Raw genomic sequence first — 12,942 nt, forward strand, 5'->3', positions numbered from 1 at the left:
CGCCGAGCAGCACCGCCGGCATGCCGGCGGTGCTGCTCACCAGTCCACGGCAACCAACGAGATCACGTAACCTTCAACCCGGACTCCTTCCGAAACACTGGTACGCCGGAAGGGGGCAGGTCATTTATACCCAAGGCTCTGCCCTTCGATCTTGCGAAGCTGTGAATCGATGGCATCTACCGAGTGAACCGCACCGGGTTTCGTGGAGGCAGTTTGGTTTAAGTCAGGTCGCCACCGAGGTGGCCTGACTGGCGAGTTGCCGGTAGTAGTTTGCCTCAGCTTCTGCGGGCGGAATGTGCCCCATGGGCTCAAGGAGCCTGTGGTGGTTAAACCAGGACACCCATTCGAGGGTGGCCAGTTCCAGAGTTTCTTTCGTTTTCCACGGTGCCCGGCGGTGAATCAACTCGGCTTTGTACAAGCCGTTGATGGTCTCGGCCAAGGCGTTGTCGTAGCTGTCACCGCGACTGCCCACCGAGGGTGCAATTTTGGCCTCTGCCAGCCTCTCGGTGTAGCGAATTCCGACGTATTGAGACCCTCTGTCGGAGTGGTGGGTCAACGACCCATCACGCTCGGGTCAGCGGGCGTACAGCGCCTGCTCCAGCGCATCCAAAACGTGGGTGCAGAAGCGCTTCGAGAAGCTGCAGCTACATCGAAAGCAGCCCAATGGCCTGAACATTTGGACCTGTGAAGTCATGGGCCCGAGGAAGTCCCGCCGACTGCATGGCTACCTCCTCGAAGATGGGTCCTTGGCACTCGCCGAAATACCGCCCAACAACCCCTATCTTGCTCTGACTCAGGAAGGATGACGCGATTCGGGCATTGATCGCCACCGTCGTGTGGCGACGATCAATGCCCCGCGAAAATTGGCAACATTTGGCGAACTGAGCTACTCGGCCCGCGCCAACTCCTGTGCAAGGAACGGAGCGGTTCTGCTGCCAGACGTTTGGGCCACCTGCTGAGGGGAGCCCGCCACCACGATGCTGCCGCCGGCAGCGCCTGCACCAGGCCCCACGTCGATCACCCAATCGGCCTGGGCCACCGCGCGCATATCGTGTTCGATCATCACTACGGTATTGCCGGCATCGACCAGGCGCTGCAACTGCACCAGCAGCCGGTCGGCGTCCGACGCATGCAGCCCGGTAGTCGGCTCGTCGAGCACGTACAGGCTTCGGCCGCGCTGGCTGCGCTGAAGCTCGGTCGCCAGCTTGATACGCTGCGCCTCGCCACCGGAAAGCTCTGTGGCCGGTTGCCCCAGGCGCAGGTAGCCCAGTCCGATATCGCGCAGCAGTTGCAGTGGCCTTGTCACAGCGTCTTCACCCGCGAAGAATTCGCTGGCTTCGTCCACGGTCATCTGCAGCACCTCGGCGATGTTGCGCCCGTTCCATTGCACCTTCAGCGTGGCCTCGTTGTAGCGTGCGCCATGGCACGTCGGGCACGGCGCGTACACGCTGGGCATAAACAGCAGTTCCACGCTGACGAAGCCCTCGCCCTCGCAGGTCTCGCAGCGCCCCTTGACGACGTTGAACGAGAACCGCCCGGCATCGTAGCGGCGGCGTCGCGCATCGGGCGTGGCAGCGAACAGCTTGCGCACATGGTCGAACAGGCCCGTATAGGTGGCCAGGTTCGACCGCGGCGTGCGCCCGATCGGTTTCTGGTCCACCTGCACCAGACGCTGTACGGCGTCCACGTCGCCCGCCAGATGGCCGCCGGTCGCTTCGATCACTGCCGGCCCTTCGCTGGTGGCGCTTTCGGCTACATCGTCTTCCGGCTCGTGGCCCAGGTGCAGCAGCACCAGCTCCGGCAGGGCCTGCGCGACGAGGCTGGACTTGCCCGAGCCGGAGATGCCGGTGACGGCCGTCAGCACGCCCAGCGGAATGCGCGCATTCACGCCATGCAGGTTGTGGCGGTGAATGTCTTGCAGCTCCAGCCAGCCGGTCGCTTCGCGTGCCCGGCTTCCCGGCGCGGGGATCTCATCGAACAGGTAGCGTGCAGTACGCGATTCGGCAATCTTGCGCAGGCCATCCGGCTCGCCGCTGTAGAGCACGCGGCCGCCACGCTCCCCAGCATCCGGCCCGACATCCACGAGCCATTGCGCGCGGCGCATCAGGTCCAAGTCGTGCTCCACCACGAACACCGAGTTGCCGGCGTCGCGCAGCCGGTCGAGTGCGTCGTACAGGGCCTGGCTATCGGAGGGGTGCAGGCCCGCGGAGGGCTCGTCGAGCACGTACACGACACCGAACAGCAGGGAACTCAATTGCGTGGCCAGCCGCAGGCGCTGCAACTCGCCGGCCGAAAGCGTCGGCGTTGCCCGGTCCAGCTTCAAGTAGCCCAGGCCCAGCCCACGCAGTTGGCGCAGGCGTGCCATCACGCCACCGGCCAGGCGCTGCGCGGCGAGGCGCTTTTCTTCCGATAGCGCCGAGGTGCGGCGCACGTCGGGCGATACCGCATGGACGGCGCGACCGGAGGCCGCGCGTTCGGCACGGTCGCGTCGGGTCGCTTCCTTGTCCGTAGCCGCCCCCGCTGCATGGGCGCGGAAATCGCCCTGGGCGATGGGTTCGAGCAAGGCCGCCAACTGGTCCAGCGGCATCTGCATGAACGCGCCGATGTCCACGCCGGCGAAGGTGACCGACAGCGCCTCGGACTTGAGCCGCTTGCCGTGGCAGGTGGGGCACGGTTTGCCCTCCATGAACCGGGACACGCGCTTTCTCATCAGCGCGCTCTGGGTGTTGGCAAAGGTGTGCAGCACATACCGCCGGGCGCCGGTGAAGGTGCCCATGTAGCTCGGCTCCATCTTGCGCTTGAGCGCGGCGCGGGTTTCGGCGGGCGTGAAGCCGGCGTACACCGGCACCGTCGGTGTTTCCTCGGTGAACAGAATCCAGTCGCGATCCTTCTTCGGCAGGTCCTTCCACGGTCGGTCAACGTCGTAGCCCATGCTGACCAGGATGTCGCGCAGGTTCTGGCCTTGCCAGGCGGGGGGCCAGGAGGCGATCGCCCGCTCGCGGATGCTCAGGGAGGGATTGGGCACCATGATGGCCTCAGTCACCTCGTACACATGGCCCAGGCCGTGGCAGGTCGGGCACGCTCCCTGCGGCGTGTTGGGCGAAAAATCCTCGGCGTACAGCATCGGCTGGTTGGCTGGGTAGGCGCCGGCGCGCGAATACATCATCCGCACCAGGCTGGACAAGGTGGTCACACTGCCCACAGAGGAACGCGCGTTGCTGGAGCCCCGCTGCTGTTGCAGCGCCACCGCCGGCGGCAGGCCGTCGATCGCATCGACGTCCGGCACGCCGGCCTGGTCGATCAGTCGCCGCGCATAGGGGGCCACCGACTCGAAGTAGCGCCGCTGGGCCTCCGCATAGATGGTGCCAAAGGCCAGCGAGGACTTCCCGGAGCCGGAGACACCCGAGAACACCACCAGCGCGTTACGCGGGATGGAGACGTCCACCTCCTTGAGGTTGTTCTCGCGCGCGCCACGCACCTGCACGAGGCCGCTGGCCGCAGCGGTACAAGAGGATTCACCGAAAGAATTGTTTGGCATGTTCTTATCCTGTAGTTCGTCCCGCTCAGGACGGGAGTTCCTGAGTTCGGGTGCCGCGGCGGCTGGCTTCGAGCGCTGCGGTGAGAGTGCGGGCGTCGTAGCTGCCGCGCAGGCGGCGACCCTCGACGAAGAACGTCGGCGTGACATGCGCACCGCTGGCGACCGCACTGGCGAGGTCGCGCTCGACACGCTCGATCACCGCATGGCTGTCGAGATCCGCGATGAACCGATCGACGTCGAGCCCAAGCTCTACGGCGTAGCCGATCAGATCCTCGCGCTCCAGCGCGTGCTGACGGGTGAACACGAAGTCCAGCCACGGCCAGAACATCCCCTGATTCGATGCCGCCTCGGACGCACGCGCGGCGATCGGCCCATGCGGGTGGTGCGGCAACTGGCGCACCACATACCGCAGGTCGTCCCCGAAGTGGGCGCGCAGATCCTCCCAAGAACCGGTAGCGTGCGCACAGTACGCGCACTCGAAGTCCACGTACTCCACCAGCGTGAGCTGCGCGTCCTCTGGCCCGCGAATGTGATCGACCTCGGGATCGACCGGCGGCTCAAGCAACATCGGCAGATCGGCGGTCTCCTCACCCCACCTGCGAGCGGCAACCTTGAAGATGAGCCGCCCGAGCAACGTGGCGAGCATCATCGACACGAGCACGCCGACCGTCGCCCGGCGGCCCAGGTCGGAGGTCGTGCCGAACGCGAGCCCGATGATGAGCAGCGACACGGTGAACCCGATTCCGGACAGTGCCGCACCACCGAACACGCTCCCCATTCCGATACCCGCCGGCAGGCGCCCCAGGCCGAGGCGGACCGCGGCAAGTGTGATGAGCCCGATGCCCAGGAGCTTGCCGAGCACGAGCCCCGCGATGACGCCCCAGGTCACGGGCGAGCCGAAGGCCTCAGCGAGCAGCCCACCACGCAGGTCCACCCCGGCGTTCGCCAAGGCGAACACCGGCACGATCAGCAGCGCTGTCGGCAGCCGCAGGAACTCGTGCAGCCGCTCGTTCACCGAGACACCCTGGGACAGCCCGCAGTCCACTGCGCGAGCCGATGCGGCACTTGGAGACTGCCAGAAGTCACGGAACAACTGTCTTGCCGCGACGACCTTGTGACGTTGCGTTGCGTAGGCGGGGATCAGCAGCCCCGCGGCCATCCCGGCGAGGGAGGCATGGATGCCGGAGTACACGGTCGCGAGCCACAGCACGATCACGATCAGCACATAGGGCGTTGCCCGCCACTGGCGGTTGCGCCCTAGCAACCACAACCCGACGAGACTGGCGAGGGCGATCAGCAACGGGACGACCCGGATCTCCTCGCTATAGACGATGCCGATGATGGACACGGCGAGGAAGTCATCGACCACGTCAGGGTGAGCAAGAACACGCGCAACTGACCGGATAGCCGCGGGCCGACGATCGCCAGGGTGCCCAGCATGAACGCCGTATCGGTACCGACCACCGCCCCCCACCCGTGCAGGCCCTCACTTCCGGCCAGCCCCACGATCAGGACATACACCAGCGCGGGAAGCACGACACCCGCGACCCCCGCGATCAGAGCGAGACGGGCACGGCTGCGGTCCCTGAGCGACCCGTGGGCGAATTCCTGACGCACCTCCAGGCCGATCAGGAAGAAGAAGACGACCATCAGGCCGTCGTTGACCCAGTGATGCAGATCCATGTGCAGGCCCAGCGGCCCGAAGTCAAACCCGACGTCCAGGTGCCACAACTCGAAATAGGCATCGGATAGCGGCGAGTTCGCCCACGCCAGCGCCACGACCGTGACGATCACCAGCAGCACCGCAGCACCAGACTCCGTGTGCAGATAGCGGGCAACTCGTCTTCGTCGGATACTCGCCGAGGATTCACCGAGAGAAGCGTCTGGCATGTTCTTATCCTGTAGTTCGTGAGGTAGCGATGGGCCGATTTCGGGGGGATGTCGGTCAAGCGTCCGGGCTTGGCGGCGTCGCGTCATCGAGCGAGCGCAGCCAAGTAAGCCTTTCTCCCAGCCTTCGCTCGACGCCCCTGTCCGTTGGCTGGTACCAGCCCGGCCGCGCCACGCCCTGCCATCGCCATCGGCAAAGCCCTTTAGCAGGTCCGGCGCGTCCGCGTCCAACGTGACGCCCTGGAGATGCGGCAGTGCGCGTTCGTAGAGCTGGTTCAGTTCGTCGCTGGACAGCGGTTCGAGGGTATAGACCTGCGCACGCGAGAGGAGTGCGGAATTGACCGCCAACCCCGGATGCTCGGTCGTCCCCCCCACCAGGGTCAGGAGCCCCGACTCGACATGCGGCAGCAGGGCATCCTGCTGCGCCTTGTTGAAGCGATGGATCTCATTGACGAAAAGCACCGTCGATCGACCATGGTTGTCCAGTTCGGCCTGGGCCTCGTCGATGGCTTGCCGGATGTCCTTCACCCCGGCCAGCACGGCCGAGATGGCGATGAATCGGCTGTCGGTCGCACTGGCGGCCAGGCGCCCTAGGGTGGTCTTGCCCACGCCTGGCGGCCCCCAGAGGATGAACGAGTGCAACTTGCCCGCCTCGAACGCGAGACGCAGCGGCTTGCCGGGGCCGAGCAAGTGCCGTTGCCCGACGAATTCGTCCAGCGTCTTGGGCCGCAGGAGTTCGGCCAAGGGAGGCTTGGGCTTTGTCGTGAATAGATCGGTCAAGTTCCTCTCCCTGGCACTTCTGATAGTTGACGTTCCGATAAGGTGGGCACCTCAATCCAGAGAGCCGGATTTATCCAACGCCGTGGGCTCTTTGTCGGCCATCGCATGCATGATGATGCGAGAGCCGCGGTAGCCGATGCTGTGGTTCCATACCCAGCTCAAAGCGACGCTGAGACGATTTCGCGTACCGATCAGAAAGTAGATATGCGCGAGCTTCCAGATCCATCACGCAGCTTAACCCGCCCCATGTCAATCACGGCCAGGCTGCGGCCGATGGTGGCCAGGTTCCCCTGATGCCGGTATTTGAAAGGCCCGTCAGCGGACTTGCCTTTCAAACGCCGTCCAATGAGGTTGGTGTTGAATGGCCGCGCTGGCTTACACGCTGATGGTCAACCTGCGCCGCCATGCGCTGGCCGGCACGGCATTGGCCAGCGCCTGCACGGCCACCAGCCGCGTGCAGTTGCTCAAGATCGCTGCGGCGATCGTGCGCAACACCCGCCGCGTGCGCGTGATGCTCGCCTCGAGCCATCCGATGCGCGCGGTCTTCGCCAGCGCCGCGCATGCCTTGGCGCCATAGACCTCATCCAGTGCTTCCCCGGCACGATGACAAACGGCGGAGGTAAGGGGGCAGTGCGTCAGCAAAGTGCCGCAGCAGCTTCGGCCGTGCTGCGGAATTGCTCACGTCAGTGAGGAACAGCGAGGAGCCCCGCCTCAGCACCGTGCGGCAGACGGCCGCGGGGCTTCATGAAAGATCCGAGTTAGCGCCATGCACACGAGTTTCCACTCAGCCTGGACACGGTGCAGCCCGCGCAGACTGAACTGGCGGAAGCCAAGCACGTTCTTTATCCAGCCGTTGGGTGGCTCGGCGATCCACTTGCGGCGTCGGTACGCGGCCTTGCCTTCGTCAGTCTGCAGCTTGGCCGCCATCGCCGCTGTATGGGGTGATCGCTGCGGATCGAAGCGCAGCGCCTGCTTGCCCTCGCGACCCACGGCCACCACCAGCTCACACCCTGTGCCAGCCAGCGCCTCGAACACCGCCTCGGCCTTGTAGCCGGTGTCGGCCAGGGCCTGCTCGGGCAACTCGCCCAGGTTGTCTTGTACCGCCTCCAGCATCGTGGGCAGTTCGCCCGCATCGCTGGCGCTGTTGGTCAACTCTGCGGCCACGATGATGTGCGCCGCATCGTCCACCGCCGTCTGTGCGTTGTAGCTGGCATCGAAGCCCCCACCGGCGCGCTTCATGATGCGGCTGTCCGGATCGGTGAAGTTGTCCTGCGCCTTGTCCTCGGGCACGCCGAACTCGCGCTTGTAGCGCCCGCCGCGCGGCGGTTCGTCAGGGTCACGCCCGCGCTCGAACTCGGCGTCGCGTTGGCGTTGCTCCAGGCGCTGACGGGCCTCGGTGATGGCGGCCAGTCGAGCCTCGCGCCGGGCAATCTCGGCGGGAATGTCCAGTTCCGGTTCGCTCTTCTCGGCCTCGTCCGCCTGCTGCGCACGCTTGAGCAGGGCTTCGATCTGTGCCTTGAGCTCGGCCTCGGCCTTGAGCATGTGGCCGTAGCTCATGGCCTTGTGACGGCTGGCGTTGGCCTTGATCTTGGTGCCGTCCACCGCAATCGTGCCCAGCTTGACCAGACCTATCTCGCGCGCCAGGCGCACCACCTGCACGAACAACTCCGACAGCTCCTTGAGGTGGAAGGCCCGGAAGTCGCGGATCGTGCGGTGCGCAGGAAGTTGCCTGCGCCCAGCACACGGAACGCCACGTCTCCGTGCAGCTTCTTGGCAATCCAGGATCTGCGCGTCGAGCGTGCGGTGCATCTGCTGCGAACCGGCAGCGAGAGCGTCGACCAAATCGCCGCACAGATCGGCTATTCCGACGGTGTGACCCTTCGCAACCTGTTGCGACGCAAGCTGGGCCGCGGCGTGAGGGAGTTGCGTGCACGTGCCTGATCGGCGCCGCGTGGTGCAGCTCAATGAAGTGCCCGAATGCTGCCGGTACTGAACGTCTGCAGATGGCCGTTCAGAGCCGCCAGCGAATGGCTGCTGCGGGGAAGTCCAACGATGAAGGCCTGCTTGCCGGAAGGCTGCCGAGGCGCTACTTCGGCGGAACTCGACCCGTTGCTGTCGTAGCGGCCTTTGGGAAGCGGTCATCCGCGAACTTCACTGCCGGACATAAGCAGTCAGTCGGCGAGCCTCTAGATAGCCGACGTTCAAAGTCATTGCGGACGAGGCCTTCATCGATCCAGATCGACAACGCGGCCTTCCCGCTGGCGACGGAGACTTCAGGGCCGGAACCGGTATCCGATCCCCGGCTCGGCCAGCAAGTGCCGCGGCATCGACGCGTCGTCCTCGAGCTTTTTGCGCAGGTTGGACATGTGCACGCGCACGTAATGCGTGTCATCCGCATGCCCCGGACCCCACACCGCTTTCAACAATTGCTGGTGAGTCACGACGCGGTCGGGCTGTGAGGCCAGGAGCGTGAGCAGCCGGTACTCGATCGGGGTGAGGTGCAGCGGCTCGCCATCGCGCTCCACCAGCCGCCTCGCCAGATCCAGCGTCGTGCGGCCGAATCGCAGCACCGCGTTCGCCGAGGCCGGGGCAAGCGCCTGACGCCGCAGCTGGGCCCGCACCCGCGCCAGCAGCTCTGCCGCGCCGAACGGTTTGACGAGGTAGTCGTCGGCCCCTGCGTCGAGCGCGGCGACCTTCTCCGCCTCGCCGCTGCGGGCCGACAGCACGATGACCGGCGCCTGCGACCAACCACGCAGGTCGCGGATCAGGTCGACCCCATCGCCGTCCGGCAGACCGAGGTCCACGATGGCCAAGTCCGGGCGCCGGCTGCCTGCCTCGATGAGCCCACGCTGCAGAGTCGACGCCTCGTAGACGTCGTGGCCTTCCGATTCGAGCGTCATCCGCACGAAGCGGCGGATCTGGGGTTCGTCTTCGACGACAAGGATGCGGGCGCGCAGTTCCATGGCGGCATCCTAGACCGCGCCGGTGGCTGTCGTGCTGCCGTCGTCGGCGGGCGGCTCGCCGCGCGGCAGCTCGATCACGAAGCGCGCGCCTTCGATGCCTGCGGGGCCCGAACGGTTCTCGCCACGGATCGTGCCGCCATGGGCCTGCACGATGGCGCGCGAGATCGCCAACCCGAGGCCGACGCCCGGCGTCGCGCTCTCCTTGCTGCCGCGCTCGAATTTGTCGAACAGCGCTTCCTCGCGCCCCTGTGGCAGGCCGGGGCCGTGATCGTCGATCGTGATCGTCACGGTCGAAGACGAGGCTGATGCGGTCAGCTCGATCGGACTGCCCGACGGTGTGTACTTGGCGGCGTTCTCGAGCAGGTTGACGAGCACGCGCTCCAGGAGGACCGCGTCCACCTGGACCAGCGGCAGGTCGTCGGCAAGAGCCACCCGCACGGGGCGAGCCTGCAGCGCCGGAGCGCAGGCGGCCAGCGCGCTGCCGACCACCTCTTCCAGCGGCTGCCACTCGCGACGCATCGGCACTGCACCCGCCTCGAGCCGGGCCATGTCGAGAAGATTGCCGACCATCTCGCTCATGCGCATCGCCGAATCGCGAATGGCACGGACGACCTCGGCTTGTGGTGCCGGCAACGTCGGCGCCGTCATCGTCAGCGCGTCGGCGAGCCCGACCATCGCCGCGAGCGGTGTGCGCAGGTCATGCGAGATCGCCGACAGCAGCGAATTGCGGAGCCGCTCCGATTCGATCTGCACCGTGCTCTCTTGCGCCACGTCGATGTAGTGGATGCGTTCCAGCGAGATCGCCAGCAGCGAGGCGCACGTGTCGAGCAGCCGGCGCTGGTCGGGTCCCAGGGTGGCGCGATTCTCCGGCTCCACGGCCAGCACGCCGCGCACCCGCATGGGCGCCTTCAGCGGCAGCACCAGGCAGGCGCTCGCCGCAAGGGTGTCGGTGCCGAAGCCGGCCGGCTCGCCGCGGTCGAACGACCACTGCGCCACCGCGTTGTCCACCGCCGCGCAGCCGCCGGGCAGGGCGACCAGTCGATCGTGCTCGTCGGCCGCGAGCAAGGTGGCGCGTGCCTTGAATTCGGCCGCGAGGAAGCGGGCGCCGATCTCGGCCACCTGCGTGGGCAGCAGCGCGGCCGAAAGGTCACGCGACATCTCGTACAGGCCGCGCATGCGGTGCTCGCGCTGCGTTGCGGCCTGGGCCTGTACCTTGAGCCCGGCGGTGAGCTGGCTGATGGCCAGTGCCACTACCAGCATCACCGCGAAGGTGACCAGGTACTGCACGTCACTCACCGCGAACGAGAAGCGTGGCGGCACGAAGAACCAGTCGAACAGCCCGACGCCGACGAACGCCGCCACCACCGCAGGTCCGCGCCCATGGACCCACCCGACGCCGACCACGGCGAGCAGGAAGATCATCACGATGTTGGTCAACTCCAGCCAGCCGAGCAGCGGCGTCGCCAGGAGGGCGGTGGCCCCGCAGGCGAGCACCGCGGTGGCGTACCCGCGCCACGGGAACTCGCCGATGTCCGCGGACGCCTCGGCGCGCGGTACATTGTCGCGGGCGCCGGCGGGTGGGGCCACCTGCACCACGTCGAGGTCCTCGGCAAGCGCGCCGATGCGATCCGACGTCGAGCGCTGCCATGGCCAGCGCCGGGTGGTACGACCGATCACGAGCCTCGCGAGATTGTGCTCGCGGGCATAGCGAACCAGCGCGGCGGGCGCTTCGGGGGCGGACGGAGTCGCCGCGGTCGCCCCCAGTTCCTCGGCCAGCTTGAGCACGCGCAAGGCCTGCTTGCGACGCCCGGCCGGAAGACGTTGCACGGCGGGTGTCTCCACATGCACGGCATGCCATGCCACGTCGAGCTGCGCCGCCAGCCGGGCACAGGCGCGCACCACCTTTTCGCCGCTCGCGCCCACGCCCACGCAGGCCAGCAGCGCCTCGCGGTTGGGCCACACCGCCTCGACCGAGCTGCGGCGGCGCCAGGCCTGCATCTGGTCGTCCACGCGGTCGGCGGTGCGGCGCAAGGTCAGCTCGCGCAAGACCAGCAGGTTGCCCTTGCGGAAGAAGTTGGCCGAGGCGCGCTCGGCCTGCTGGGGGATGTAGACCTTGCCGGCCTTGAGCCGCCCAAGCAGCTCGTCGGGCGGCAGATCGACCACCACGACTTCGTCGGCCTCGTCGAACACCCGGTCCGGTACCGTCTCCCAGACCCGGATGCCGGTGATGCCGCTGACGATGTCGTTCAGGCTCTCCAGGTGCTGGACGTTCATCGTCGTCCAGACGTCGACGCCGGAGGCCAGCAGTTCCTCCACGTCCTGCCAGCGCTTGCGGTGTCGCGATCCGGGCGCGTTGTGGTGCGCGAGTTCGTCGAGCAGCACCAGCGGATCGGCCTGGGCGCGCGCCCATGCCAGCGCCGCATCGAGGTCGAACTCCTGCAGCGTGCGGTCCCGGTAGGTCACGCTCTTCAGGGGCAAGCGTGGCAGGTCGCGCGCCATCGCCTCGGTCTCGGCGCGGCCGTGGGTCTCGACCAGCCCGACGATCAGCGTGACGCCCTGGCTCCGGGCGGCGCGCGCCGCAGCGAGCATCGCGTAGGTCTTGCCGACGCCCGCCGACGCGCCGAAGAAGATCTTGAGCCGGCCGCGCCGCTCGCGGGCCTCGTCTCGCTGGACCTGCTGCAGGAGCTGGTCGGGGTCGGGGCGGTCGTCGCCGGTCATTCCTAGAGCCACCCCGCGCGCTTGAAGCGCCAGAACAGGATGCCCGCGGCGCCGGCGATCGCGCCCAGCGCCATCGGATAGCCCCAGGCCCACTTCAGCTCGGGCATGTGCTCGAAGTTCATGCCCCAGATGCCGGCCAGCGCGGTCGACACCGCGAAGATCGCCGCCCACGCCGCCAGCCGTTTGGTGGTCTCCGACTCCTCGATCGTCACCATCGACAGGTTCACCTGGATCGCGGTGCCGATGGTGTCGCGGATCGCGTCGACCGCCGTGTTGATGCGCGCAAGGTGGTCCTCGATGTCGCGGAAGAACTCCTGGCTGTGCGCGCAGACCGCGGGCACACGGCCGCCGTGCAGCTTGCCCGTCACCTCCAGCAGCGGCGCCACCGCATGGCGCAGCACCGTCGCGCGCCGTTTCAGCGCATACAGGCGCTGGATGTTCCAGCGCGCCGCTCCACGATCGAAGATGGCGCCCTCGATCTCCTCGAGGTCGCTATCCATCGCATCGATGAGCGGAAAGTAGCGGTCGATCACGGAGTCCATCAGCGCATAAAGCACGAAGCCGGAGCCCTGCTTCAGGTGCTCCGGCTCGCGCTCGCAGCGCTCGCGTACGCCGAGGAAGCCGTGGGCGCTGTGATTGCGCACCGAGAGCACGAAGTTGGCGCCGACGAAGATGGCCACCTCGCCCATCTCCAGGCCGTCGGACCGAGCCTCGGGCAGCTTCATCACGACGAAGAGCGTGTCGCCGTACTCCTCGATCTTGGGCCGCTGATGTCCGTGCCGCGCATCCTCGATCGCGAGCTCGTGCAGGTCGAACTCGTGCTGCAGCTGGCGCAGCTCGTCATCGGTGGCATCGCGCAGTGCGACCCAGACGAAGCAGCGCGGCCTCGCCACCCACTCCTCGATGTCGTCGATGGGAATGTCGGCCAACTTGCGGCCGTCCTCGTAGGCGACGCAGTTGATCAGCATGCGGAAGTCGCCAGGTGGTGAGCCGAAGTGGATAGCGCGGCATCTTCCCATGGCCGCTGCGGCGCCGGCAGGACCCGCGGCGCCGACT

5 protein-coding genes and 7 pseudogenes are annotated in these 12,942 nt (G+C 67.0%); 3 read left to right on the forward strand and 9 right to left on the reverse strand.

What is annotated here, in order from left to right; genetic code table 11:
• Positions 1-223: 223 nt before the first annotated feature.
• Positions 224-613, reverse strand: a pseudogene (locus tag HQN59_RS21035) (integrase core domain-containing protein); the annotation flags it as partial.
• Between the two features lies 1 nt (position 614).
• On the opposite strand from HQN59_RS21035, the pseudogene HQN59_RS21040 reads away from it, so the two are divergent.
• Positions 615-806, forward strand: a pseudogene (locus HQN59_RS21040) (conjugal transfer nickase/helicase domain-containing protein); the annotation flags it as partial.
• 80 nt (positions 807-886) lie between these two features.
• On the opposite strand, the gene HQN59_RS21045 reads toward HQN59_RS21040, so the two are convergent.
• The 4 genes and pseudogenes from HQN59_RS21045 to HQN59_RS26895 all read right to left on the reverse strand — a co-directional run.
• Positions 887-3,538, reverse strand: a complete 2,652-nt coding sequence (locus HQN59_RS21045) for an excinuclease ABC subunit UvrA (protein WP_176071093.1) — start codon at positions 3,536-3,538, stop codon at positions 887-889.
• A 25-nt stretch (positions 3,539-3,563) separates the two neighbouring features.
• Positions 3,564-4,187 (reverse strand): DsbA family protein, encoded by a 624-nt coding sequence (locus HQN59_RS27105; protein ID WP_425342760.1) that lies wholly within the window; start codon positions 4,185-4,187, stop codon positions 3,564-3,566.
• A 30-nt stretch (positions 4,188-4,217) separates the two neighbouring features.
• Positions 4,218-5,515 (reverse strand): annotated as a pseudogene (gene nhaA, locus HQN59_RS27110) (Na+/H+ antiporter NhaA); the annotation flags it as partial.
• Positions 5,516-5,554: 39 nt separating this feature from the next.
• Positions 5,555-6,205 (reverse strand): annotated as a pseudogene (locus HQN59_RS26895) (AAA family ATPase); the annotation flags it as partial.
• A 361-nt stretch (positions 6,206-6,566) separates the two neighbouring features.
• Here HQN59_RS26895 and HQN59_RS21060 point away from each other — a divergent pair.
• Positions 6,567-6,782: pseudogene (locus tag HQN59_RS21060) on the forward strand (transposase); the annotation flags it as partial.
• Positions 6,783-6,916: 134 nt separating this feature from the next.
• On the opposite strand, the pseudogene HQN59_RS21065 reads toward HQN59_RS21060, so the two are convergent.
• Positions 6,917-7,983, reverse strand: a pseudogene (locus HQN59_RS21065) (transposase); the annotation flags it as partial.
• On the opposite strand from HQN59_RS21065, the pseudogene HQN59_RS21070 reads away from it, so the two are divergent.
• Positions 7,982-8,146 (forward strand): annotated as a pseudogene (locus tag HQN59_RS21070) (helix-turn-helix domain-containing protein); the annotation flags it as partial. The pseudogenes HQN59_RS21065 and HQN59_RS21070 sit on opposite strands and share 2 nt — an antisense overlap.
• Before the next feature lie 332 nt (positions 8,147-8,478).
• On the opposite strand, the gene HQN59_RS21075 reads toward HQN59_RS21070, so the two are convergent.
• The 3 genes from HQN59_RS21075 to HQN59_RS21085 are packed head-to-tail and all read right to left on the reverse strand — an operon-like array spanning position 8,479 to position 12,854.
• Entirely contained in the window at positions 8,479-9,168 is a 690-nt protein-coding gene (locus tag HQN59_RS21075; RefSeq protein ID WP_176071095.1) for a response regulator, read from the reverse strand.
• 9 nt (positions 9,169-9,177) lie between these two features.
• Positions 9,178-11,886 carry a DUF4118 domain-containing protein gene (locus tag HQN59_RS21080; protein ID WP_176071096.1) on the reverse strand — a complete coding sequence of 903 codons (2,709 nt, stop codon included), beginning with the start codon at positions 11,884-11,886 and terminating at the stop codon, positions 9,178-9,180.
• 2 nt (positions 11,887-11,888) lie between these two features.
• On the reverse strand, positions 11,889-12,854 hold the full coding sequence (locus HQN59_RS21085; protein ID WP_176071097.1) for a magnesium and cobalt transport protein CorA: 966 nt from the start codon (positions 12,852-12,854) through the stop codon (positions 11,889-11,891).
• Positions 12,855-12,942: the final 88 nt, after the last annotated feature.

It is taken from the genome of Rhizobacter koreensis (assembly GCF_013366375.1).
Lineage (GTDB): Bacteria > Pseudomonadota > Gammaproteobacteria > Burkholderiales > Burkholderiaceae_C > Schlegelella_A > Schlegelella_A koreensis.

What these genes read in the sequence shown, in the direction of transcription:
- HQN59_RS21045 (WP_176071093.1), bottom strand. Translation starts at nt 3,538, where the DNA reads ATGCCAAACAATTCTTTCGGTGAATCCTCTTGTACCGCTGCGGCCAGC.
- HQN59_RS27105 (WP_425342760.1), bottom strand. Translation starts at nt 4,187, where the DNA reads ATGATGCTCGCCACGTTGCTCGGGCGGCTCATCTTCAAGGTTGCCGCT.
- HQN59_RS21075 (WP_176071095.1), bottom strand. Translation starts at nt 9,168, where the DNA reads ATGGAACTGCGCGCCCGCATCCTTGTCGTCGAAGACGAACCCCAGATC.
- HQN59_RS21080 (WP_176071096.1), bottom strand. Translation starts at nt 11,886, where the DNA reads ATGACCGGCGACGACCGCCCCGACCCCGACCAGCTCCTGCAGCAGGTC.
- HQN59_RS21085 (WP_176071097.1), bottom strand. Translation starts at nt 12,854, where the DNA reads ATGCTGATCAACTGCGTCGCCTACGAGGACGGCCGCAAGTTGGCCGAC.